Origin of the sequence: Amycolatopsis speibonae (genome assembly GCF_042647925.1) — a bacterium.
Lineage (GTDB): Bacteria > Actinomycetota > Actinomycetes > Mycobacteriales > Pseudonocardiaceae > Amycolatopsis > Amycolatopsis speibonae.
The window spans coordinates 1-22,323 of the sequence record NZ_JBHRWK010000048.1 but is presented as its reverse complement, the minus strand read 5'-3'; the positions used below and the strand labels follow the sequence as shown (position 1 = coordinate 22,323).

29 protein-coding genes are annotated in these 22,323 nt (G+C 68.8%); 13 read left to right on the top strand and 16 right to left on the bottom strand.

The window, feature by feature from the left end:
* Positions 1 to 15 precede the first annotated feature (15 nt).
* Positions 16 to 465, bottom strand: a complete 450-nt coding sequence (locus ACFOSH_RS28440) for an anthrone oxygenase family protein (protein WP_378242140.1) — start codon at positions 463 to 465, stop codon at positions 16 to 18.
* A 92-nt stretch (positions 466 to 557) separates the two neighbouring features.
* Between ACFOSH_RS28440 and ACFOSH_RS28435 the strand changes: the two genes are divergently transcribed.
* The gene (locus tag ACFOSH_RS28435; protein ID WP_378242139.1) at positions 558 to 1,139 is read left to right on the top strand and encodes a TetR/AcrR family transcriptional regulator; all 582 of its coding nucleotides are present in this window, start codon (positions 558 to 560) and stop codon (positions 1,137 to 1,139) included.
* Here the strand turns inward: ACFOSH_RS28435 and ACFOSH_RS28430 are convergent.
* From ACFOSH_RS28430 to ACFOSH_RS28420, 3 genes are read right to left on the bottom strand one after another with little or no spacing between them, the layout of a single operon-like run.
* A complete protein-coding gene (locus ACFOSH_RS28430) occupies positions 1,132 to 2,211 on the bottom strand; it encodes an MAB_1171c family putative transporter (RefSeq protein ID WP_378242138.1) in 1,080 nt (359 codons plus the stop codon). The two genes, ACFOSH_RS28435 and ACFOSH_RS28430, sit on opposite strands and share 8 nt — an antisense overlap.
* Positions 2,208 to 2,690 carry an ImmA/IrrE family metallo-endopeptidase gene (locus ACFOSH_RS28425; RefSeq protein WP_378242137.1) on the bottom strand — a complete coding sequence of 161 codons (483 nt, stop codon included), beginning with the start codon at positions 2,688 to 2,690 and terminating at the stop codon, positions 2,208 to 2,210. The genes ACFOSH_RS28430 and ACFOSH_RS28425 overlap by 4 nt, the downstream gene beginning before the upstream one ends.
* A gap of 2 nt (positions 2,691 to 2,692) precedes the next feature.
* Positions 2,693 to 3,115, bottom strand: a complete 423-nt coding sequence (locus tag ACFOSH_RS28420; protein WP_378242136.1) for an XRE family transcriptional regulator — start codon at positions 3,113 to 3,115, stop codon at positions 2,693 to 2,695.
* 157 nt (positions 3,116 to 3,272) lie between these two features.
* Here ACFOSH_RS28420 and ACFOSH_RS28415 point away from each other — a divergent pair, with 157 nt between their 5' ends.
* Positions 3,273 to 3,539, top strand: a complete 267-nt coding sequence (locus tag ACFOSH_RS28415; RefSeq protein WP_378242135.1) for a hypothetical protein — start codon at positions 3,273 to 3,275, stop codon at positions 3,537 to 3,539.
* Positions 3,540 to 3,583: 44 nt separating this feature from the next.
* A complete protein-coding gene (locus tag ACFOSH_RS28410; protein WP_378242134.1) occupies positions 3,584 to 3,874 on the top strand; it encodes a hypothetical protein in 291 nt (96 codons plus the stop codon).
* Between the two features lie 89 nt (positions 3,875 to 3,963).
* On the opposite strand, the gene ACFOSH_RS28405 is transcribed toward ACFOSH_RS28410, so the two are convergent.
* Genes ACFOSH_RS28405 through ACFOSH_RS28395 form a run of 3 tightly spaced genes read right to left on the bottom strand, consistent with a single transcriptional unit; the run spans position 3,964 to position 5,737 of the window.
* A complete protein-coding gene (locus tag ACFOSH_RS28405) occupies positions 3,964 to 4,194 on the bottom strand; it encodes a YncE family protein (protein ID WP_378242133.1) in 231 nt (76 codons plus the stop codon).
* Positions 4,191 to 5,408: an RNA polymerase sigma factor gene (locus ACFOSH_RS28400; RefSeq protein WP_378242153.1), complete on the bottom strand. Its 1,218-nt coding sequence runs from the start codon at positions 5,406 to 5,408 to the stop codon at positions 4,191 to 4,193. Before ACFOSH_RS28400 ends, ACFOSH_RS28405 begins: the two co-directional genes overlap by 4 nt.
* A 5-nt stretch (positions 5,409 to 5,413) precedes the next feature.
* Complete coding sequence (locus tag ACFOSH_RS28395) at positions 5,414 to 5,737, bottom strand: YciI family protein (protein WP_378242132.1); 324 nt, start codon at positions 5,735 to 5,737, stop codon at positions 5,414 to 5,416.
* Positions 5,738 to 5,926: 189 nt separating this feature from the next.
* Here ACFOSH_RS28395 and ACFOSH_RS28390 point away from each other — a divergent pair, with 189 nt between their 5' ends.
* From ACFOSH_RS28390 to ACFOSH_RS28375, 4 genes are all read left to right on the top strand, one after another.
* Positions 5,927 to 7,465: a PucR family transcriptional regulator gene (locus ACFOSH_RS28390; protein WP_378242131.1), complete on the top strand. Its 1,539-nt coding sequence runs from the start codon at positions 5,927 to 5,929 to the stop codon at positions 7,463 to 7,465.
* Between the two features lie 109 nt (positions 7,466 to 7,574).
* Positions 7,575 to 8,837 (top strand): NAD(P)/FAD-dependent oxidoreductase, encoded by a 1,263-nt coding sequence (locus ACFOSH_RS28385; protein WP_378242130.1) that lies wholly within the window; start codon positions 7,575 to 7,577, stop codon positions 8,835 to 8,837.
* Positions 8,838 to 8,842: 5 nt separating this feature from the next.
* Positions 8,843 to 9,010 carry a hypothetical protein gene (locus ACFOSH_RS28380; protein WP_378242129.1) on the top strand — a complete coding sequence of 56 codons (168 nt, stop codon included), beginning with the start codon at positions 8,843 to 8,845 and terminating at the stop codon, positions 9,008 to 9,010.
* An 89-nt stretch (positions 9,011 to 9,099) separates the two neighbouring features.
* Positions 9,100 to 9,561: a GreA/GreB family elongation factor gene (locus ACFOSH_RS28375; protein ID WP_378242128.1), complete on the top strand. Its 462-nt coding sequence runs from the start codon at positions 9,100 to 9,102 to the stop codon at positions 9,559 to 9,561.
* On the opposite strand, the gene ACFOSH_RS28370 is transcribed toward ACFOSH_RS28375, so the two are convergent.
* Entirely contained in the window at positions 9,552 to 9,722 is a 171-nt protein-coding gene (locus ACFOSH_RS28370; protein WP_378242127.1) for a hypothetical protein, read from the bottom strand. The genes ACFOSH_RS28375 and ACFOSH_RS28370 overlap by 10 nt on opposite strands.
* Here ACFOSH_RS28370 and ACFOSH_RS28365 point away from each other — a divergent pair.
* The 4 genes from ACFOSH_RS28365 to ACFOSH_RS28350 all read left to right on the top strand — a co-directional run bounded on the left by ACFOSH_RS28365 (position 9,704) and on the right by ACFOSH_RS28350 (position 12,192).
* On the top strand, positions 9,704 to 10,147 hold the full coding sequence (locus ACFOSH_RS28365; protein WP_378242152.1) for a nucleotide disphospho-sugar-binding domain-containing protein: 444 nt from the start codon (positions 9,704 to 9,706) through the stop codon (positions 10,145 to 10,147). The two genes, ACFOSH_RS28370 and ACFOSH_RS28365, sit on opposite strands and share 19 nt — an antisense overlap.
* 63 nt (positions 10,148 to 10,210) lie before the next feature.
* Positions 10,211 to 10,954 (top strand): phosphotransferase family protein, encoded by a 744-nt coding sequence (locus ACFOSH_RS28360; protein ID WP_378242151.1) that lies wholly within the window; start codon positions 10,211 to 10,213, stop codon positions 10,952 to 10,954.
* Between the two features lie 248 nt (positions 10,955 to 11,202).
* Positions 11,203 to 11,670, top strand: a complete 468-nt coding sequence (locus ACFOSH_RS28355; protein ID WP_378242126.1) for a hypothetical protein — start codon at positions 11,203 to 11,205, stop codon at positions 11,668 to 11,670.
* A 282-nt stretch (positions 11,671 to 11,952) separates the two neighbouring features.
* Complete coding sequence (locus ACFOSH_RS28350; RefSeq protein ID WP_378242125.1) at positions 11,953 to 12,192, top strand: hypothetical protein; 240 nt, start codon at positions 11,953 to 11,955, stop codon at positions 12,190 to 12,192.
* Between the two features lie 450 nt (positions 12,193 to 12,642).
* On the opposite strand, the gene ACFOSH_RS28345 is transcribed toward ACFOSH_RS28350, so the two are convergent.
* Together ACFOSH_RS28345 and ACFOSH_RS28340 are read right to left on the bottom strand one after the other, a co-directional pair.
* A complete protein-coding gene (locus ACFOSH_RS28345) occupies positions 12,643 to 13,143 on the bottom strand; it encodes a hypothetical protein (protein ID WP_378242124.1) in 501 nt (166 codons plus the stop codon).
* Positions 13,140 to 14,015, bottom strand: coding sequence for a recombinase family protein (locus ACFOSH_RS28340; RefSeq protein WP_378242123.1), 876 nt, complete (start codon positions 14,013 to 14,015; stop codon positions 13,140 to 13,142). The genes ACFOSH_RS28345 and ACFOSH_RS28340 overlap by 4 nt, the downstream gene beginning before the upstream one ends.
* 735 nt (positions 14,016 to 14,750) lie before the next feature.
* Between ACFOSH_RS28340 and ACFOSH_RS28335 the strand changes: the two genes are divergently transcribed.
* Both ACFOSH_RS28335 and ACFOSH_RS28330 read left to right on the top strand, forming a co-directional pair.
* Entirely contained in the window at positions 14,751 to 15,473 is a 723-nt protein-coding gene (locus tag ACFOSH_RS28335) for a hypothetical protein (RefSeq protein WP_378242122.1), read from the top strand.
* 106 nt (positions 15,474 to 15,579) lie between these two features.
* Positions 15,580 to 15,708: a hypothetical protein gene (locus ACFOSH_RS28330; RefSeq protein WP_378242121.1), complete on the top strand. Its 129-nt coding sequence runs from the start codon at positions 15,580 to 15,582 to the stop codon at positions 15,706 to 15,708.
* A 7-nt stretch (positions 15,709 to 15,715) separates the two neighbouring features.
* Here the strand turns inward: ACFOSH_RS28330 and ACFOSH_RS28325 are convergent, their stop codons facing one another.
* From ACFOSH_RS28325 to ACFOSH_RS28300, 6 genes are all read right to left on the bottom strand, one after another.
* Positions 15,716 to 15,979, bottom strand: a complete 264-nt coding sequence (locus tag ACFOSH_RS28325; protein ID WP_378242120.1) for a DUF6192 family protein — start codon at positions 15,977 to 15,979, stop codon at positions 15,716 to 15,718.
* A gap of 15 nt (positions 15,980 to 15,994) precedes the next feature.
* Positions 15,995 to 16,342, bottom strand: coding sequence for a hypothetical protein (locus ACFOSH_RS28320; protein WP_378242119.1), 348 nt, complete (start codon positions 16,340 to 16,342; stop codon positions 15,995 to 15,997).
* Positions 16,343 to 16,403: 61 nt separating this feature from the next.
* Positions 16,404 to 17,561 (bottom strand): methyltransferase domain-containing protein, encoded by a 1,158-nt coding sequence (locus ACFOSH_RS28315; protein ID WP_378242118.1) that lies wholly within the window; start codon positions 17,559 to 17,561, stop codon positions 16,404 to 16,406.
* Positions 17,562 to 17,565: 4 nt separating this feature from the next.
* Complete coding sequence (locus ACFOSH_RS28310; RefSeq protein ID WP_378242117.1) at positions 17,566 to 18,543, bottom strand: hypothetical protein; 978 nt, start codon at positions 18,541 to 18,543, stop codon at positions 17,566 to 17,568.
* On the bottom strand, positions 18,536 to 18,814 hold the full coding sequence (locus tag ACFOSH_RS28305; RefSeq protein WP_378242116.1) for a hypothetical protein: 279 nt from the start codon (positions 18,812 to 18,814) through the stop codon (positions 18,536 to 18,538). Before ACFOSH_RS28305 ends, ACFOSH_RS28310 begins: the two co-directional genes overlap by 8 nt.
* Before the next feature lie 180 nt (positions 18,815 to 18,994).
* Positions 18,995 to 22,060 (bottom strand): Tn3 family transposase, encoded by a 3,066-nt coding sequence (locus tag ACFOSH_RS28300; protein ID WP_378242115.1) that lies wholly within the window; start codon positions 22,058 to 22,060, stop codon positions 18,995 to 18,997.
* Positions 22,061 to 22,323: the final 263 nt, after the last annotated feature.

The window sequence follows — 22,323 nt, the reverse complement described above, 5'->3', positions numbered from 1 at the left end:
TTGTCACTACGATCCCTAGGCGGCGGCAGCGGTGGCAAGCAGGGCGAAGGCGGCGATGATGACGGCGACGCGGGCGTAGTGGAAGCGATCCCAGCGGTTCATCTGCTCTTTCCAGTCCTCGGGCCGGTTCTCGGGAGTCCACGTCTTGCTCCGGTTGTTGATCGGGACGAGCAGCAGGATCGACATGAGCACGCTCACGATCAGGAGCGCGGCGGCGATGACGACGAGACCGGCGCCGGGCCGATGCCAGCCGGCGAACGCCCAGGCCGCGCTCAGGATGAGCGAGCCGATGTACCAGAACGGCATCACGGCGCCGAGCATGCGGCCCCCGTGGGCGCGGCCGAGTTGAGCACTGTCCTCGGGGAGTCCGTTGAAGATCCGGTTCATGACGAAGGCGACGGAAAACTCCACCCCCACCATCAGGCCGACGACCACGACAGTGAAGACCTCGAGTGCGTTGAACATGCTGACCTCTCCCTGAAATCTAGTGCTGCTAGGTGATGAGGCAACGCTAGTACTACTACCGCTCGCTTGTCTAGCAGTGCTAGTATCAAGTCATGTCGGTACAGGAACGCAAGCAGCGCGAACGAGCGGAACGAGAGCGGCTCATCGTGGCGACAGCCCGTGAACTCGCCGAGCAGCAGGGCTGGGACGCGGTCACCACCCGTCGGCTCGCCGAACGCATCGACTACAGCCAGCCTGTGCTCTACAGCCATTTCCGCGGCAAGCGCGAGATCATCGGCGCCGTCGCCCTCGAAGGTGCCTCCGAGATGGCCGCGGCTCTGCGGGCCGAGACGGCCGTCATGGACAGCCCTCGCGCCCGGGTCACCGCCCTCGCTCGCGGCTACCTCGACTTCGCCGTGCGCAACCCGGCGGTCTACGACGCCATGTTCCAGCTCGACGGTGGCCTGGCGTTCGCACAGGAAGACACCCCGGAGCAGCTGAAGGACGCCTTCGCGGCCCTACTGGAAAGCCTCGCCGAGGTCGCCGGGGGCGGCGTCCACCCGGGGGTGTTCACCGAGGTGTTCTGGGCGGCCCTGCACGGGCTGGCGACCCTGTCCAAGGCGGGACGGCTGCCACCGGAGTACGCCGAGCAGAGGGTGGAGCTGCTGGTGGACAGGCTCGCCAAGATCACCTGACCTCCGCCACCGCGCGGTCCCGCACCTCCCGTACGACGAGGGAGTTCTTGAACGCGGACGACACAGCGCTCAGCCAGGCGCTTTCGTCGCGCATGCCGGCGTAAGCCTCGTCCGGTGCGACCGGTCGCTGTGGCCAGCTCCGGCCGGCTTCGCGCATCACCAGCGCCGCCGCGAGTTCGGCCGCGGCGCGCGTGGGTTCGTCGACCGGGGTGCGCAGCCAGTCCCCGAGGTGCGGCGGGACGTGCGCCCGCAACGCCAGGAGGCCGTCCCGGATCTCGATCACCCGGCGGTACAGCGTGAACTCGATGTCGTGGCGCACGGGCAGGGCGATCTGCGGATGGGCGGCGACGAGTTCCTTCCACAGCGGTGTCACCGCCCGGATCCTCCGCCACGCGCGCGCCAGCCGGAGAGCGCCGTCCCAGGTGGTGAACAGTCCGCCGAGGACCCACAGCACCATCGCGCAGAGTCCGAGAAGGCGGGCGTTCGGCAAGAAGTCGAGGTCCGCGAGGTCGGTGATCTCCAGCCACAGCGAGGGAAGCCCGGAGAACAGCACCCATCCGATGGTCGCGACGGCGGCGCAGACGAGGATCCGCAGGCCGGTCCGGAACGTCCCCCGTGGACGGACGGCGACACTGCGGGCCAGGGTGCGGATGAACAGGACCAGGCACGTGACCGCGTACGACGTGAGGACCACCTGATACGTGACGATGCTCCAGCGCCATTGGAAATCCGAGGTGCCCGCCTCGAACCGATGCGGGGCGAAGTCCAGGTAGCACAGGATCATCAGCGCCCAGCACAGCACGATCGGCCAGAACGCCGTCGGCTTTTCCGGGGACCGCGTACTGCGGACCAGTTGCACCAGCGCGCGCATCGCGAGCAGTTGCAGCGCATTCGTGACCAGCCGCGGGAGCAGGTCGTCGCCGAGCAGCCGGACCGTGGCGTCGGCGGAGACGGCGAGGCCTGCCGCCATACTGAGGAAGAACGTGGCCAGGTGTCTCGGCCCGGTGCGAACCGTCATCAGCCGGGCGAGGCCGATCAGCGCCAGCAGTCCGGCGGACAGGTAACTGATCATGAACCGAGGGCGTGGCGCAGCCGATCGGAGCCGGGCCCGGTGCTCACCGCGCGGCGCATGAGCAACGACGCCACGAGTTCAGCCTCCTTCTCCTGCTCTTGCGCGTAGGTCGTGCGGCCGAGGACCCGGCGGACCAGGTCCACCGACAGGCTGGGTGTGACCATCGCGGCGACCGTCTCCGGCAGCATCTCGCCTTCGACGTGCCCGCACAGCAGATGACCGAGTTCGTGCAGCAGGATGTGCCGCTGGTGCAACGGAGACGTGTCCCGCGTGTAGAAGATGTAGTCCGCTCGATCGGTCGCCGCGAGTACCCCGCAAGGCGCTCCCGGCCGCGCGTCGAGCGCGACCAGTTCGATCGGCCGCCCCCGCATCGCCGCGACCTCACCGAACAACGTGGTGACGTCGAACGGATCCGGTAGTCGCACGGCGGACGCGATTCGCTCGCATCTGCGCCAGAGCGTGCTCTTCCTGCCGAACATGGCTACTCCCCCTGGTCCCGCTTGGACTCGCGCCGACTGATCGCCTCGACGATGTCGGCCACGGTCCCGAGCCCCTCCTCGGACAGCGTCACCGCGCGCAACGCCAGGTTGCGCACCGCGTTGTTGCGCAACGCTCCCAGCAATTCGATCTCTTCGGCAAGGGCCCTCCCCTGTTCGTCGTCGAAGAAGTACGCGGGCGGCACCTGGAAGAACCCCGCGAGCGCTTCGAGGTGCCGCTTGGTCGGGTTGTCCCTGCGGCCCGTCCGCAGTTGCCAGAGGTAGGCGGCGGAGAACGACTCACCGGTGCTCTCCCGGCAGGCCCGCGCCACCTCCTCGTGACTGTGCTGCTCTCCGTTGGGCCGCCGGACCACCTGGAAGAGGCGGTCGATCCGGCTGGTGAGCGTGGTCGCCCGTGGTTCGGTCATCATCACGTCCGTAAGCTGAAATGAATGCCAGTCGGTTTCCCGTTCATCTGGGATTGACAACCGCGAAGGCGCTCCCTTAACGTCTTCCACGTTAGCTGAGATGAATGACTGAGGGGAGTCAGTCAATGCTGGCTGACGTCCTGGAGGGGGAGTTCCCATGAAGAAATTGCTGACCGCAGCGGCCCTGGCGGTGGCCGCGGTGACCCTGTCGGCGCCGCCGGCTTTCGCCGTGGAGACCGGCGACTTCCACGGCAGCGGCATCGGCCCGTATCCGGCGGACGCCGTCGCGTCGGCGGAACGCGTCGCCCGCACCTTCGCGCGCAACACGGGCTGGCTGGACTCGCAGTGTTACCGCCGCAGCTTCGACGTCCGGTCGAACATGGGCTACTACAGCGCGACGGTCTGGCTCTACTGCCAGCGCTGACGCCGCCGTCCACCGCACCAGCCGAAGACCGAAGAGAGGGAAGCATGACCAGAACGATTGCCCGCACCACGGGGGCCGCGGTCCTCGCGGGGCTCATGACACTCGTGCCGACGGTGGCGAGTGCCTCGACGAGCGTCCAGGAGACCCGCGCGTTCCTCGGGACGACCGTCGAGAAGACGGCGGCGTCGGCCAAGCGGACGGCGTTGCAGCAGGCCTATGACCATGCGTCCGCTTACGGGTACACGCCCGATCAGTGCGTGACCATTCACCTCTACTCGGTGAAGATCAGCTTCGTGATGTACCGCGGTGAAGCCGGGATCCACTGTACGAAGTAGACCGCGGCGCTCCGAAAACGGACACGGCCCGGGGCGGCGACCGATCACCTGGTCGCCGCCCCGGGCCGCACGTGTTCGAGGCCCGGAGTTCAGCTACGCAGGTCGACGTAAGCGACGGCAGCCTGCCCGGAAAGCACCACATAGGCGTGTGAGCCGTCCTGGGTGACCGCGATGCCGTGCGGGTAAGCACCCGCGGGCAGCTTGCGGGTCAGCGTGTTCGCGCGGGTGTCGAATTCGGCGAGCGTGCCTCGCGTCGTGTCGCTCGCCCGGCGCTCGCGGCACCGGCGGACGCGCCGAGCCCACCAGAGGATCCCGGTCACCGCAGTTGGTCGCGGCGGCGGATCAGGTAGGCGGTCTCCGCGGTGTTGCCCGCCAGTTCGATGGCCTTGTCGTAGGCCGCTCGCGACTCCTGACCGCGGGCGAGCCGGCGCAGCAGGTCGGCACGGGTGACGTGGAAGGGGTGATAGCCGGCCAACCTGTCCTCTAGGCGATCGACGGCCGCCAGCGCCACCTCCGGGCCGTCAAGCTCGGCGACCGCGATCGCCCGGTTCAGGGCGACGATCGGCGAGGAGTCGAGGCGGACGAGCTGGTCGTAGAGGGCGAGGACCTGCGACCAATCGGTGTCGCGGATGTCGCGGGCGGAGGTGTGCACGGCGTTGATCGCGGCGAGGATCTGATACCGGCCCGGAGCCACCCCAGCGGCGAGCCGTTCGCGCACCAGCCCGTGCCCTTCGGCGATCAGGGCCGCGTCCCAGGCGCCACGGTCCTGCTCGTCGAGGGCGACCAGTTCGCCGCCGCCCGAGACTCGGGCGGGGCGGCGGGCCTCGGTGAGGAGCATCAACGCCAGCAGCCCCGCCACCTCGCCGTCGTCCGGCAGGAGGACCTGGATCAGGCGGGTGAGCCGGATCGCCTCGGCGGTCAGGTCATGACGGAGCGGATCGGTGTCGGCACCGGTGGCCAGATAGCCCTCGTTGAACACGAGGAAGAGGGCGGTGAGCACGCTGGAGACCCGCGCCGGGAGATCCTCGACGGACGGCACGCGATACGGGATGCGAGCCGCCTTGATCTTGGCCTTCGCCCGGGTGATCCGCTGCCCCATGGCGCTCTCGGCCACCAGGAAGGCACGGGCGATCTCGGGCACGGTCAGACCGCCGACCAGGCGCAGCGTCAACGCGACCCGGGCTTCCATCGCCAACGCCGGGTGACAGCAGGTGAAGATCAGCCGCAGCCGATCGTCGTCGATGACGCCGAGAGACTCGGCCGGGCCGTCGTCGTACACCATCCGAGCCTCCTTCTGTTTGTCGTGGCGTTTGTTCTCGCGCCGGATCCGGTCGAGGGCCTTGCGGTTGGCGGTGGTGGTCAGCCAGGCGCCGGGGTTCGGGGGCACCCCGTCGGCGGGCCACCGCTCGACAGCGGTCGCGAACGCTTCGGCGGCCGACTCCTCGGCGATGTCGAGGTCGCCGAAGCGCCTGGTCAGGGCGGCGACCACCCGGGCCCACTCTTCGTGGTGGGCACGGTCGATCGCGTCGTCGATGGCGCTCACTGGAACGGTCGCACCTCGATCTTCCGGTCGCAGACCTTCGACGCCTCGGTGGCGAGCTTCAGCGCCACATCCAGATCGGGGGCCTCCCACACCCAGACGCCGGCGAGGTACTCCTTCGACTCCACGAAAGGCCCGTCGCTGAACACCGCCTGCTCCCCCCGGTTGTCGACGACCGTGGCCGCGCCGGTGTCCGCGAGCCCACCCGCGAAAACCCAGTAGCCGTCGGCGATCAGTCGTTCGTTGAACGCGCTGATGGCGGGCTGCCTGTCGGTGCTGCCGGGATTGCTCTTGTCATCGATCACGGAAACCAGGTACTGCATCGGAAGATCCTCTCCTGTGGTGTCGAGACGCTCGGCCGGTCAGGGCGTGGTCGTCAGCTTCATCTCTGCTACGAACACGATCGCCCCGATCCGACACCGCCTCACGGATTTTTCGAAGATCTTCCACGATGTCGGCCGTTTCGTCCCAGGACTGCGTGTCTCCGCTGCGGATGGAGTAAGAACGAGCCCATGGTGTCGCTGGATCGGCTCGTGAACGTCCTCGGTGGATACGGGGCACGGTTGTGCTGCTGCCCCGTTTCGCGCGAGGTGGCGTTGAGCGATGTGGTGATGCACGACGCCGCCGACCCGCGTGATCCACGCGGGGACGTCTTCCTCGCCGTCGGGACGGACTCGATCACCGCGGCCGTCGAGCTGGCCGCGGCGGCGCACGCGTCGGTCGTCCTGGTCCGCGGGTCACTGCCACTGGCCCCGGAAGCGGCCACGCGTGCGGAGAGCGGCGGTGTCGCGGTGCTGCTGGTGGAGCCGGACGTGTCCTGGGGCCAGCTCGCCGGCGTCGTCTATGGGCTCGTGCTCGAAGGCCGGGAGACCGAGTCGGGTCGCGGACCGACCGACCTGTTCGCGCTGGCCGACAGCCTGGCGGACGCGCTCGGCAGCGCGGTGACCATCGAGGATCGGCTCTCGCGGGTCCTGGCCTACTCCAGCCGCCAGCACCAGGCCGACCGGGCGCGGCTGGAGACGATCCTGGGCAGGCGCGTACCGGAGCCGGTCCGCGAACTGTTCGAACGCCGGGGTGTGTTCGGGCACCTCGCCGGATCCGACGAACCGTTGTTCGTCGAGGGCGATCCCGAACACGGGCTGACCGGGCGCATGGTGGTCGCGGTCCGCGCGGGCCGGGAGGCGCTGGGCTCGATCTGGGTGGAATGCGATCAGCCGCTGACCGAAGTCCGGCGTGCGGTGCTGCGGGACAGTTCGCGCACGGTAGGCCTCCACCTGCTGCGCTCCCGGGCGAGCGCGGATCTGGAGCGGCAGGTCGAATCCGATCTGGTGACGCGGCTGCTGGAGGGCACCCCGGACGCGGCGGCCGTGCTCAGCAGGCTCGGCCTGCCTCCCGGCCGGTTCCGGGTGATCGCTCTGCAGGCTCACATCCGCGACGAGCGCCATGCCGCGCTCCTGCTCGCGTTCGACCGGGCGACCACCGGTTTCGGCTGGTCACGACCGGGTCGCAGCACGTTGTTCAGCAACACCGTCTACACCGTCTTGCCCGGGGACGAGGTCGCGGCGGCCAGGGCGTGGGTCGGTTCGATCCGCGAGGCGCTGCCCGGTCAAGTGACGATGCTGGCCGGGATCGGGGCGGGTGCGGTGTCCTCGGAGCTACCGGCCAGCAGGCGGGAAGCCGACGAGTGCCTCGCGCTCCACGACGTGCGGCCCGGTACGAAATCCGCGATCGCCTACGACGAGGCCTGGGACGACATCCTGGTGCAGCGGCTGCGGGCCGCCGCGGCGTCCGGCCGGGCACCGGCCCGTGGTCCGATCACCGAGTTGCGGCACCACGACAGCGCGAACGCCACCAGCTACGTCGCGACCCTGCGCGCCTGGCTCGAGGCGCAAGGGGATCTCGCGGAGGCCGCCGAGCGGCTGGACGTGCACCCCAACACGATCCGCTACCGGCTGCGGAAGATGGCCGAAGTGACCGAACTCCGGCTCGACCAGCCTGCGAAACGGCTGGCGATGATCATCGAACTGGCCGTGTCCGACCCCGCCCCTTGACCGTTCCGGCCAAAACCACGCGCTTGGATTGTCGAATCCGGACAATCGCCGCCGACCGGTTCCGAGTCATCCTGACCGCGACAGCACCACTCGCGCAGCGGAGGAACTCATGGGCGATCTCGACCGGATCGACGGCGTCCCGCGTTCGGCGATCGTGATCGGCGCCGGCGTGGTCGGCCTCTCGACCGCGTGGTTCCTGCAGGAACGCGGGGTCGGCGTCACGGTGGTGGACCGCGAAGGCATCGCGGCGGGCTCGTCGTGGGGCAACGCCGGCTGGCTCTCCCCCGGGCTTGCGATCCCGCTCAACGAACCCGGCGTCCTGCGCTACGGATTGCGGACACTGCTGGACCGGCAGGCTCCGCTCCACGTCCCGCCGTCCCCCGACCCGCGGCTGTGGTCGTTCCTCGCCCGGTTCGCCGCGAACTGCACCGGTCGATCGTGGACCCGTGCCGTCGAGGCGAATCTGCCGCTGAACGTCGAATGCCTGGAGGCCTTCGACGTCCTCACCGCGAACGGCGTGGACGCTCCGACCGTCGAAGCGCCGATCACGGCGGCGTTCGAGACCGCCGACCAAGCCGCGGGCCTGATCACGGAGCTGCGGCGCATCGGCGAGGCCGGACAAGACATCTCCTATACCCGGCTCACCGCGGCCGAACTCGCGGAGCGATTCCCTCAGGCGACGGCGAAGCTCGGCGCCGGTGTCCGGATCGACGGGCAGCGCTACGTGGACCCCGGCCGGTTCACCGAGTCGCTGGCGCGGGCGGTGGTCAGCCGGGGCGGGACGATCCGGCACCGGTTCGAAGTCGCGTCCCTGCGCGCGCACCGCCACGCGCTGAGCGTGCGCTCGACCACGGGCCAGACGGTGAACGCCAACGCGGTCGTGCTGGCGACCGGGGCCTGGCTGGGGAACCTTGGCCGGAAGTGGGGTGTGAAAGCCCCCGTGCGCGCAGGACGCGGTTACTCGTTCACCGTGCCGACCGACCGTCCGGTGTCAGGGCCGCTCTACCTTCCGGACATCCGCGTGGCGTGCACGCCGTACCGCGGCGGCTTCCGCGTGGCCGGGACGATGGAGTTCCGGAAACCGGACGCGCCACTGGATCCGGACCGGATCGCCGCGATCGTCGACTCGGCGCGGCCGTTCCTCACCGGCCTGGACTGGGACCGGCGCACCGACGAATGGGTCGGCTCCCGTCCGGTCACCACCGACGGACGGCACGTGATCGGTGCGACGAGCACGCCCGGGCTCTACGTCGCGGGTGGGCACGGGATGTGGGGGCTGACCCACGGACCGGTCACCGGACGGCTTCTGGCCGAGCACATCACCACCGGCAAACAGCCCGAGGCCTTGCGCCCCTTCGACCCCCTCCGCTGATTCGGATGACGATGCCCCCGGAAGACGAGACCACACAGTCCGAAGTGGACCGGCTCCGCGCCGAGAACGCTTTGCTGCGTACGGAGAAAGATCTCCTGCTGAAGGCCGCCATCGGATTCGCCACCGACGCGGGCGCCTTCCGGCGACCGCTCCGCAAACCAGAGCCCCGCTGACCGACGCGGGACTCACCGAAGGTCTGTGGGGGCCGGGTCTTTCCGCGCCCGGCCCTCACAGACGTATCGACCGAAAGGCGATCATCACCATGACCATCGTCTCGTCAGGCCCTTGGCTGACCCCGGAAGCGCACGCGCGCCTGGTGTGGGAGCTCGCGGCCTTGCGTCGCCCCACCGCCGACGACCGGTTCGGCGGCGACGACGAAATCGCGCTCAACGCCCACAGGCAGTCGAGGATCCGGCAGATCGAGGACCTTCTGCGCGGCGCCGTCGTCGGCGAGGACCCGCCCGACGACGGGATCGCCGAGCCCGGCATGGTGCTCACCGTCGAGTACGACGACGGCGGCACCGAGACCTTCCTGCTCGGCACGCGCGACGAAGCGGGCCACGGCGCTCTCGAGGTCTACTCGCCCGATTCCCCGCTCGGCCGCGCACTGCACGGCGCGAAACCGGGCGACCGGCGGGAGTATCGCGTGCCCAGTGGCGACGCCGTCCGTGTCACGCTTCTCGGCGCGGAGCCTTACGGACGCCACCGGGGAAGTCACGTCTGACGGTTCGACGTCAGGTACCAGCGCTGCGTGCCACCTGGATCGTCAAGCCGGATCAGGTGCGTTCCATCGGGCGTCACCGTGAGGCCGAAGCGGTCCCAGCCGGGCTCGCCGAGCTGCCGCCACTGGTCGTGGGCCTTCTCGAATTCGTCCCAAATCCGCACGTCGCCATGCTGGCGGACCTCACGATGGTCACCTGCGGAGTCCACCGCGACCGCACACGCTCGGCTCGTCCCTGAGGCAGCCCACTGCGAGTGAGACAGTCCGACTCGTCTCGGCGAATGTGCGCTACGTGCCCTTCGTCCCGCTGGCTCAGTTGCTCGAACGGGTCGATCTGGTGGTGGGCGCCGGAGGTGTCGGCACGGTTGTCGGCACTCTCGCACACGGTCTCCCGATGGTGCTCTGGCCCCAAGGCGCCGACCAGCCCATCAACGCCGCCCGTGCGGCCGCGTCGGGCACGGCGATCACGGTCGCCTCGGCTGCGGAGATCACTTCGGCAGTGTTGAAGCACTCGAGAACGGCGAGTACCGCCGACGAGCCCAAGACGTCGCCGCCGAGATCGCACGTCGTCCCGAACCGGCCACGGTGATCGCGGAGTTGCAGACCGTCCTCGCGGTAAATCCAGCGACATCGCCGGCCTTCGTCCATGACAATGGCCGGCGTGGAGGAAGTCAGGGTCGTCGTCGCCCATCGCGATTGCGCGACCCTGCGCGTCGGCGACGTGTTCCTGAAGATCGACGCTGATCAGAACCGCACCGACGTCGAGGTCGAGGCGATGGCCATGGCGCCGATCCCGACTCCCCAGATCCTGTGGCGAAAGCCGCCCGTGCTCGCGCTCGCCGCCTTGCCAGGGAGAGCACTCGGCCGCCTCGGCGAGGCATCGACCGCGTCGCCGTCGGCATGGGCCGCTGCCGGAGCCGCCGTCCGGATGCTGCACGACGCGCCCTTGCCGCCGCGGGCCGGCCGGAGTGCCGCCGATTTCGCATCGCGTCTCGGCGCCGAATGCGAGTGGCTCGTCACCACCGGCGCCCTCCCCGTTGACCTGGTCGAGCGCAACCGGCGAATCGCCGAGACCGTGCTTCGGCCGTGGAAGCCGGTGTTCGTCCACGGCGACTTGCAGGTCGCCCACGTGTTCGTCGACGGCGACGAGATCACCGGCGTGATCGACTGGTCCGAGGCCGCCCGGGGTGATGCCCTCTTCGACCTCGCCACTTTGACGCTCGGGCACGGAGAACACCTCGCCGACGTCGTCGCGGGCTACGGCTCGGACGTCGACCTCGACTTGATCCGCGCGTGGTGGTCGATGCGCAGCCTGCTGGCGATCCGCTGGCTCGTCGAGCACGGCTTCGATCCTTCCCTTCCGGGCTGCGAGATCGACGTGCTGAAATCCGCGTGACCGCGGTGACGACCTGATACCTGATTCGCATCGACGCGGTCTCCCGGAAAACACCGGCACGCACCGATGCGGAATTACGGAAATTATCGAACATATCCGCCATCTGAAAGCATCGTCACCGAACGCGCGATTTCGGGACTTTGGACTCTGCCCGCGGCGACCATCGACGATGAACCATCAATACCATCGGCCGGCACTCAAGACCGAATAACCATCCACAAAGGTTCTCTGTGAATTGGGGAGAGTTCATGTCGAATCGAATCCGTTTCCCGCGCCGTTCCATGATCCTGGCCGCCGCCCTGCTGGCGGGGACCACCGGCGCCCTCGTCAGCTCCGCCACCGCCAGCACGGCGTCGGCGCCACCCTGTGGTTTGTCCACTCTCAAAGGCACGTATCTGTTCGCGGGTGACGGCTGGTCGATCAGCGGTACCGGCACGGTCCCGTTGGCCTTCGCCGGCTCCGAGCAGTTCGACGGCGCCGGGCACCTCAAGGGAGTGTCCAGCACGAACTTCAACGGAACCCCCAGCTCTCACAACACCTTCACCGGCACCTACTCCGTCGCCTCGGACTGCTCCGGAACCTTCAACATCGGCGGCACCCTCCATTTCGACATGTACCTCGACCCCAACGGCGACAGCTTCGTCTACGTCCAGACCGACGCCGGTTCCGTCAGTGCCACCACCGAACACAGGGCCACCCGCGCCTCAGTGAGGTGACCCGATTCGAAACCCGGTAATCGCGCGTTTCTCCGCCATTCAGGTGAAGAATTCGGCAAGACCGCCAGATTCGACACGCAATCCGGCATGCCGATACTGTCGGGTCAGTGACGGGGCTTGATGAATCGGTGGAGACGGGTCCGACGGCTCGGCGCGGTCGAGGTGTCGTACCGGTGGCGGGGGTGGTGACAGCCGGAGTCGGCTTGGCGCTTCAGTCCCGGTTGAACGGGCTAGTCAGAGCGGTCGCCAGGTCGCCGTGGCCGGCGACCTTACCTGGTCGGGGTGATCGGGGTGGGGGTCATCGCGGTGGCCACGATCGTCGTCCGGCGCATCGGCGTCCTGGTGTTCGGGCTCGCCAGTATGGCCGGCCAACTGCTCGGGGCTGTCCTGCTGGACACCCTCACGCCAGGCCCGCGGCCGTCTTTCGCCACCTTCGTCGGGGTCGCGATCACCTTCCTCGCGCTGGTGCTGGCGGCTCACCCATGCTTTCGGCGAAGCGAGACCGTCCAGGAAGGGTCGTGAGGGGCGATTCGGGCTCTAACCCGAATCGCCACTCACGACCACCTGGATCGAGTCGGTGCTTCGCGTGACTGGGTGGGCGATACGCGTGATTGGACGGGCGACACGCCGCGGTCTGGGGTCTCATCGCGAGTCGCCCACCCAGTCACGTGTGTTGCCCCTCCAATCACGCGAAACCGCCAGACTGTGGGTACCTAAGACACTGTTGGCTCTCACCCGAATCGCCACTCACGACCGAGGGCGGCGCTCAGTTCGTATGCGAAATTTCGATGTAGTGCGCGCCGTTGATGGGGATGCACTCGACACCGTCCACAGTGGGGTCCGGAGGCAGCTCGCGCAAAGCGTGGACGCATTCGTCAGGGGTGTTGTAGGGACCCTTGTACTCCAGGTGACCGGCGAAGGGGTGCCACCCGAATACGCCAGAAAGGGGCCACTGAGCTGAGTCGCTGCTGGTCAGGCGCGCAGCGCGCGTTCCAGCTGGGCGTGCAGATCGGCGAGTTCTTCGGCGGTGGAGTCCATCGCGCCGGTGCGCTCGTTGAAGTCCAGCATCTCGCCGGCTTCTTCCCAGGTTCGGGCGGTGTCGGTGTCGTTGAGCGGGTGGTGCATCCGCATGATCGGGGGCGGCATGGGCCGCCACACGCTGCCGAGGTGGTAACTGGTGACGATCGCGTCCGGGACGAGGTCGGCGGCAGGGTCGGTGAACTCGAGGTCGCTGACGACGATCTCAAGCATGGTGTGGTGACGGTCCACACCGAGCCAGTGCCCAGTATCGGGGTCGCGGAAGAGCGTCCTGGTCGGGACTGTCCGGGCCAGGTCCCACAGGTCCCGGATCACGGCACCCTGTGCGGTCTCCTCCGCGCTGCGTCCCTGCTTCCGCCTCCACGCCGACCACGCGATCCCGGCGGCGAACGCGGCCGGGATCGCCGCGAGCAGCCACCAGCCCGGCGCGGTCACGCCGTCGCCTGATCGGCGAGCGCGCGGTAGAGCGAGGCGACTGACGGGTGCTGGCCGGTGTTCTTGCCGGTTTTGATGGTCAGCTTCTTCACGATCTCGGGCATCGGGGTTCCCTTGTCCCGCAACGCCTGGGCGAAGGTGAGCATGTCGTCGTCGATAACTTTGGGCCGGCCGCCGTGGTGGCCCTTGGCCGCCGCCGCTGCCTGGCCCTCGAGGGTCTTCTCGCGGATGTAGTTGCGGTCGAGCTGGGCGGAGTTGGCGAGCACCGCGAACAGCATCGACCCGGCGCCTCGGGGGTCGTAGATCCCGACCAGGGGCCCGGTGAGCAGTTCGAGCTGGATCCCGGCGGTCTCCAGGTCCGCGGCCAGGGCCATCAGCTCGGCGGAGTTGCGCGCGGGCCGCTTGTACTCGTGCACGGTGAAGATCACCGGCTGGTGCGGGGCGGCCTGCTTGATCTGGCGGGCCAGGGCGAGGGCTTTCTCGAACTCGGGACGCTGCTTGACCCGGCTGGAGATCTTCTCGGAGAACACGGTGCGGCACTGGGCCTTGCGCAGGGCGGCGAGCTGGACGTCGAGGTCCTGCCCGGTGGTGGAGCAGCGCGCGTACCCGATCCGGATCGGGTCACCGGGCTGCCCGGCGGTCTCGTCCGGGATCTTGGGGCCGGGGGTCCAGGCCGAGCCGGGGCGGCGGTCGGCGGGAACGGTGACAGCCAGGTCCTCGCGCAGCGCGGGTACGAGGATGAACCGGGCGGTGTGGTACTTCGCGGCGACCTTGCCCGCCCGCGTCCGGCACACGCTCCCGGCGGGCACCTCGCACTTCGGGCACGGGTTCCGCTCGACCGCCGCGGCGGCCTCGTCCGGGCTCAGCTGCATCCCCAATTCCTCTCAGAAAGGTGTTCTCACAACCCTATCGTTCTGCGAAGGGTTCTGCGAATCGCGACCTGGGGATCCTCGCCGCCGAGCGGGCGGTTCTCAGAACTCGCACAACTGAACATTTATGAGAATGCAGATCGTCAAGTTGACCCTGACGGTTCCTTCCGCTGGCGACGCCCGACCAGCCCACCGCGTCCCCCAGTCCTCGACGTGGTCGGCCAGTGCGACGAAGCCGGGATCGACGCCCTGCTCGACCTCGCAACGACAGTCAACACCGGCGCTTACGGCAACGTCTTCCGCCGCTGACCTGCCGATCGTGGCTTATCGCCAACGGCGGTACCGCTGCTACTCAACCACGTACACCGCAACGTTGGCGGCCGCGGACCTCTCCGACGGCAGCCGCCGCATCTACGCCTCCCGGCTGCGCGGCTATTTCGCCTTCCTCGGCACCTCCGACCCCAACGCGTTCGAGGACCGTGACCGTTCACCGACCCGCACGACCGCAACTACGCGGCGACCGCGCCGACATCCAGGTGTTCTCTACGTTCCGGGAGCTGCGCGAAGGCCCGGTCGAGGTTCGCTCGTTCGGGTGGGACCGTGCCCGGCTTGCTTTGCCTCGAGCCCGGCGGGCGAGAAAGTCCGTGGTAGCAGATGCGGAGATACGACGAACGAGCCGAAGCCCCCCGCGCATCGACTCGACTGATGACCACAGACCCGGTAGCCGAGGGAGTAGCGATGCTAGATACGTCCGAGGGGTTCCTGCCTCCGATCGAGGACCGGCAGGGCAGCTTTGTCAAGAAGACTGGACTCGCCGGTGCCGCGGTCGCCGCGGCGGCCGTAGGCGATCCTCTTCTAGACGCCGCCAGTACGTTCGCTCCGCCCTCGCCCGAGAACGCGCGATCGCTGCCGGCGCTCGGCCAGACGATCAAGTGCAGCTGCAACGCGTTCGGCGCGACCCTCGTGGTGAGCATGCCGCCGCCCATGCCGAAATTGAACTTCGTCGGCAGTGTCGTGTTCAAGGTCCTGATCGGCGGGGCGGACTACGTCCGACTCCAGGTCCTGGACCTCACGTTCGAGGCCGCGCATCCGATGTTCGGCAAGATCAGGATCTCGTTGCCGGACACCGATCCCACCCCGACCAGCATCCTGTCGGCGCCGACGGCCCCCGGCGGCGATCTCACCGCGCGGCTGCTGCCCAGTTTCAAAGCCGCCTTCGAGCGGTGCGCCGACACACCAGGCCCATTCAGCTTCACGACCCTGGCACCGGCCGGATTCACCGGGATCTCGCCGAAGTTCCCGCCGCCTCCGCAGAGCACGAACCGAGACGGCAGCCCGGCCGGCGGTCGCCTCTACCGAGCGGCCAGCCCCATCCGCTTGGGCACGGTCGAGGCCGACGGACGGCAGACGCTGTACGCCCGGTTGGATGACATGGCCATCAGCCTCGGTGAGGCCGTCTGATCCCGCTCCCACCGCGCGTGGCCTGAGGATCCAGGGCTTAGCGCTACTTTTCGTTCCAATGTGCCCAACGGGCCGGGACGAAGCCAAAGCCGCCTACCGCTGGTGGGTGAACCGGCAGAAGCCCGAGCAAACCCGCTTCGGGCTGACCGTGACCCGCTCCGCGCAGGAAATCTGGTGCGACGAGCCGGGCAACGTGGTGCACGCGTGGCCAACGATCGTGACCACTGCGGCCTGACCCGGGCTCAGGCGGTTCGTCCCCGCCGGCGGTACCGGCGCTTCAGCACGGCCGCAGCGGGCGGCGGCATGGTCGTGTCGCCCGTGGTCACCGCGTGCTCGGCCCATTCCGCGGCCGCCCGAACCCGCTGAAGCCGGTCCAGCACGAGGTCACGGTCATCGGTGGTGAGCGGCGCATCCGTCAGGGCCAGGACCAGGCGCCCGGCCTTGGAGTAGAAGCTGGTCGTCGCGTACAGCAGGCCGAGGATCTCCGACCGCGACGAGTGCTCCACGACATCCACCTCCGCTCAGTCGCCCTGGTGCCAGCGCACGGTGCCGTCGACCAGGTCGGCGTCCCACGTCGGTGCGTCGTCGTCGGGTTCCCAGGACGGCTCCGGCTTGTCGGGGGTGAGGTGGCCGCGGGTGATGCTGCCGTACAGGAATGCGCCGGCGACGCCGTGCGGGCGCCGAGCAACCCAGTCCGGGAGCTCGGCCCGCGGCAGCTCCCGCGTAACCCAAGCCCTCGCGGCCTGCTCGGTGGCATGGTCAGTTTCCTCGCCGACCCCGCTTATCGTGTCGTCATCCCCGATTCCCAGGCCGATCGCGGCGCGCCAGACCACCGCCCCGGCCTGGCGCAGCTCATGTACGGAACCCATACCCACCAGCATCGCCCGCTCGGGCGGATATGGCCACCACACGACCGGGGCAGGTGCCTGGTCAGCTGATCAGGGGCCAGCAGTGGTCGCTGTCGGGGTCGTCGAGCCAGACGTACTGCTTGCCCGCGACGTTGAGGGCCGAGACGCCGAGCCGGGAGGCGTCCGGGTGGTCGAGCGCGTCGAACGCGGCGACGGCGTGCTCAAGGGTGTCCCACAGCCGGTAGGGGCCGTGCTGTCGCACGGCCCAGGTGCCATCAGCGAGCGGCTTCAGGTCGGCCTCGGCGCGGACGGCTCCCCGTTCGGCGACCACCACACCATGTTTGGTGCCGCCGCCGAGTTGCAGGCCGGGGGCATGCAGCCACAGGAACAGTTCCAGCTCGGGCCGCGCCAGCAGCGCGGCCGGGTCCAGGGTGGTGGTGCCGTAGTGCGGCATCCCGATCGCCGCGGCCCCTGGTTCCTGGCCTGGACCGTAGGGGTTGTCGACGATGGCGCGCATCGGCATGAACAGCACCGGGTAGGGATCGATGATGCCGGTGACCTCGTCGTCTGCGGTTTTGTCGAGCACGAGCAGCGGCCCGGCGCTGCCAGCGTCCAGCGGGGCGACGATCCGGCCGCCGTCGGCGAGCTGGTCGATCCAGGCCGGTGGGATGGCGGTGACGGCGCAGGTGGCGATGATCCGGTCGAAGGGGCCACCGCCGGGCCAGCCCGCCGCGCCGTTCCCGGCCGCCAGCTGCGGGTGCAGGCCGATCTCGGCCAGGTGTACGCGGGCGGAGTCGACCAGGTCGGGGTCGAGGTCGATCGAGCAGACGGCCGTCTCGCCGAGCCGGTGCGCGAGCAGGGCGGCGTTGTAGCCGGTGCCGGTGCCGATCTCCAGCACCCGATGCCCAGGCTGGACGGCGAGCCGTTCCAGCATCCTCGCCATGACCGTCGGCTTGCTCGACGACGAAGTGGGAACAGGACGCCCGGAGGCGTCCGAGATCCGGGTCTGGGTAGCAAGGGACTCGTTGGCGTAGACCGCGTCCAGCCAGCCCGGGTCCCCGTGCCCGAGCACCGCGCCGCCGTCGAGGATCTGCAGGACGAACCGGTGGCGCGGCGTCGCGGCGAACGCCTGCCGCCACGCCGGGTCGAGAACGACACCCGCGGCGGCCAGCTCGGTGTCGAGTTCGGTGGCGAGCGCGGTCGCCCGTGTTTCCCAGGGTGCGGTGTCCAGGACGTCCACGCTGCTACTCCTTGGTCAGTTCGTCCGCGATCGCCGCGGCGATCGGCAGACCGCATTCTTCTGCGATCCAGCCCCACGCCCCGATGGCATTCGCCTCAAGGCAGGTCCACGCCCCATCATCCGGGCTGATGACGAAGTCGAACGCGCTGAACGCCAGCCCGGCCAGCTCCAGGTACCGGGCGATCCCGGCCCGGACCCGGTCGGGAACCTCAATGACCTCATACCCCAGGGCGTCGTAGTCGGTGCGCCAGTCTACCTGTGCCTTCTCACTGCCAGCGTGGATCGCGACCGGGAACAGCCGGTCCCCGACCGCGGTGACGCGGGCCTCGAACCGCTTGGGCTGCCACTGCTGGAACAAGTGCGCGGTCAGCTCGACACCGTCGAGGGATTCCAGCTGGTCCGGGGCGACGCGTCGGGTGTAGACCAGGGCTTCGCCACCCGACTCGTACACGACCGACTCGGCCAACGGCTTCACGATCACGTCCCCGAACGCCGCAGCGAAGCCACGCACGGCGTCCGGGTCGTTGGTGACCAGGGTCGGCGGCACCGCCAGGCCGGCCCGCTTGAGCAAGCTGAGCTGCCACGGCTTGTATGCCGCGTCCGCCAGCGCCGAGGGGTGCGACACCCACCGGGCCGGGAGGCTGGCCAGCACGCCGCCGAGCCCGACCCGGGCCTGTGCCCGGCTGAACCGCAGCTCCGGCCCCGACAAGCCCGGCGGCATGACGAATTCGGTCGGCCGCCCGTAGAACACCGCGGTGACCTCGTGCAACGGCAGCTCGTGCTCGACGCTGCGGACTGACCCGCGCCAGCGGTCGACATCGGAAGTCAGCTCCGCTCCGAGCGTCATCGTGAGCGGGAAGTCGGCCACGTTCAGCGGAATCCAGGCCACGCCACGGGCGTCGAGTTCCTTCCCGACCTCGGCCGCGGCCCATTCCTCCTGAATGCCCAGCACCAGGACCAGCAGGTCCCGCCGGTCAGTCATCCGGGGTGGTGTAGGAATCGTCGATCATCTTCCCGTCCTGGTTGCAGGTCCGGGCATGCAACGTGTCGTGGGCCGTCGTGCGGTGCTTCGCCTGCGCCGCCTTCTCCAGCGGCTGGACCTGACGCGCGACCACGCCGCGCAGGATGAACGGCCGGGCCGCACTCGGTTCCTCGTCGCTCAGCGGCCGCGCGCCGAGGTTGACCGGAAACCGCTGCACAGTCGGCATCAGGGGGTCGCCCGCCGCCACGGGCGGGGTGGTGAAGGCGGTCACGTCGCGCAACAGTCCCCTCGAAGGTCAACAAACACTGCCATCTGACCGTGCCCCGACCCCTCCAGCCTGGTCAATCCACCGAACGCGGACGATTCGACACGGCTCGCGAGCGAGGTCGCCCCACCGAAGTTCCTGGTGCGACACGCTGACCGGCCCCCGAGTTGGGCAACGTTGCCAGTGTCAGGCGCCGGCGCGAAAGAGCACCTTGGGTTCGAGATCGAGACGGGTCTGCGGTTGCTCGGGTTCGGCGAGGTCAAGCACCAGGTCGCCCATGCGGCGGATGGTGTGGGTCAGGTACGGTGTCACCGTGGCCAGGTCGTCGAAGTCGACCGGGTGCCCTTCGGCGGCCAGCGTGTTCGCCGCGTCGGTGATGTCCAGCGCGGACGAGTAAATGGCGCAGTTGGCCGCCAGCTCGTTGAATTTCACGATCCGTTCGTGCACGTCCGGGTCGTTGTGCCCCAGGATTCCGCCGATCATGATCCAGTCGGAGAACTTGTGGAACCCTTCAGCCTTATTGGTGATCGCGGTGATCTGCTCCCGCAGCTGCGGATCGTTCAGAAATCGCAGCAGCGTAATCGTGCGGATAGCCCGCCCGAGTTCACGGAACGCGCGGTAGAGCCGGTTCTTGCGGGAATGGTTGCCCAGGCGCCGCAGCAGCGTCACCGACGAGACGGCTCCCTCGCGGATGGAGATCGTGGTGCGCATCAGGTCCTGCCAGTGGCGGGTGATCAGCTCCCAGTCGATGACGTCGTCACCGAAGAGACTGTCGATGTGGCTGTAACCGGCCGCCTCGTCAGGCCGGTAGAAGTTCAGATCCGCCCAGTTCCGAATACGGGGCAGCAGGTCGAATCCCAGCAACGCCGCGAGACCGAAAACCGGCAGTGACTGGCCTTGCGTATCGGCATGAATGGTGTCAGGGTCGATCGTGGAATCGTTGTTCAGCAGCCCGTCGACGATATGGATCGCCTCCCACGTGCCACAGGGCACAAATCGGGAAAAGAGCGCGATGTAGGTGTTGGACACGTGCCGGTAGGCGATCCCGCCGTAGCCCCCGTACCGGATGTGGGTCTCGGCCAGCAGATTGTTCTCCCACGTGTCGATCTGCGAGCCGTCCACCGCCACGACCTTCCCGTCACCCCACACCCCCGCGACATCCAGCTCGGCGAAAGCGTTGATCACGTCGGTGGAGCACTTCGCGACCTTGCCTGCCGTGGAGTGCTTGTTTCCCGCGGTGAAGATCTCGTGCGCCGAGACGGTGCCGCGCATGTGCCGGGCGACCTCGGTGGCACCGAGGTTGGTGCCGTAGGCGTAGGCGGTGAGCACATAGCGGCCCATCCGGTCACCGCGGATCTTCGGATCCGACCCCGACACGGGCCCGAGGTGACGGTGCCAGCCGGTCAGGTACGCGGCGCGGGTCAGGATGTCGAGCAGGCTCCGCTCCGGCAGCCGCTGGTGAATCGCCTGCTCGAGCGCGATCGCCGAGGCGCTGCGTTCACCGCCGCGGCGCGGGGTGAGCACCGGGCGGCCGTCCACGATCCGCAGGTCGGTGTTCGCCTCGAACCCCGCGTCCGTCGTCTCGGCGGCATCCGCCAGCTGCTCCCGGAAATGCGCCACCAGCTCATCCGGGTCGGCGGGGATCCCGGCCTGCTCGCAGAACTCCGCCAAGCGTGGCTCGCAGTCCTCCCACGGCAGCAGCTGCGCGGTGAAGTCGGCGTAGGAGTCCGCGCCCACCACGGCGATGCCCCCGGACCGCAGCTCCGCCGCGAGGTGGGAGAACACGCACACCTCCAGATGCCGGCGCGCCACCATCCCCGGCTTGTGCTTGTCCCGCAACACTTTTCGCCACGCGTGTGACGCGAAGTTCTCCACCTGGGCCCGCACCGTCACCGTCGCGCCGTCCCGCTCCACGTGCAGCACGTCGGGGATCCATTCGGCGCGACGGTCCCGCGCTTCCCGCACGAAATCGAGTGCGTCGAGCACGTCCCGGTCCGCGCTGGTGGCCACCAGCTCCAGCGAGGCGGCCATGTCGAACAGGGTCGGCCGGTGCGGCAGGTAGAACCGTTCCAGCAGCGGCAGATAGTTGTTGCCGTGATAGGCCGTCACCGCCTCCAAAGCGGCGGCGACCTCCTCGATTCCGCCCTCGCCCTCGAGGGTGTGCAGCACCGACTGCCCCAGCTGCTGCTGTCGGCGTGCCACCCCCGCCGGACGACCCTGCCCTGTTGCGGTCACCGTGGTGGCGTCGCGGGCGCCGGCGACCACCTTGCCCAGCACGCCGATCAGCCGCTCGGTTTCTCCCCGGTGTGCTTCCCGCAGCTCGTCGAGCTTGTCCTTGCCGCGTTTGTGCACCGCCGCGATCCGCTTGCAGAACATCGTCACCACGTCATCGCGGGTCTCGATCCTTGCCTGATGCACCAGGCAGGCCAGCAGCGTGAACCGTTTCGCCTCACCGGTCTTGCGCATGTCGTCGGCATCGGCGACCCGGGCCTCACCGGCGAAATGGGCGATCTTCGCGGCCGTGACACCGGCCAGCCAGTCCTCGGTCGGGCCGATCGCGTCCAGCACCTGCAACCGTGCCAGCCGGGCCCGGAACTTCGACACCGTCGCCGCCGGCGCCGGATCCTTCAGCCGGTCGAACTCGCTGCGCCGCGTCGCCGGATCCACCACCAGCAGCCGCTCCAACCGGCCGCGGGACTCCCACGCCATCCGCCCGTAGGCGGTGGCCTGCAACCCGCCGTTGACCTCCGTGCGGATGCTCGCCACCATCGCGTCCAGCGTCGTATAGCCCGGCAGCTCGCAGCCCTGGCGGACCAGCTCGTCCAGCGCCACGTTGATCAGATCCGCCGGGTTGTCCTTCTTCGTCACCGCCTCCCGGACAGCCTCCTCGGCGATCTTCCGCACGATCGCCGACTCGTACCGCACCCCGAGGAACTCCCGCACGTACTCCCGGTACCGCTTCGCCGTCCGGACCGCCGCCACCCGCGCCACCACATCCGCGTCAGCGCCGATCGCGGCCGCGACATGCTCCACCACCAGCTGCGGCACCGCGTCCAGCTTCGGGAAATACCCCAACCGCGCGTGCGCTTTCAGCCACACCAGCAACGCCACCACCTGGTCAGGCGCCTCGGACCGCACCTTCGACCTGGCCCACGCCACCTCCCCCTCAGAGGGCGTGAACGCCTCCGCCAGCTCTTTCGACGACACCACACGCTTGAACCGCGGGTACGCGGTCCGATCGATCGCCGTCAACTTGCCGCCCCAGTACGCTCACCGACCTCAACCGCACCAGCTTAAAGATCACACCCCGCCACACCCGCATCACATCTGACCAGCTCGAACTCAACTCAGTGGCCCCTTTCTGGCGTATTCGGGTGCCACCCCGCGAACGCGGTACCGCTGATGAGCAGGTGAGGGGCCCCGGATCTTCCGGATAGCGAACCCACTAGGGTTTTCATTCGGAAGAGAGGGTTTTCGTGTCGAGGAAGCGTCGGTCGTTTACTCCTGAGTTCAAG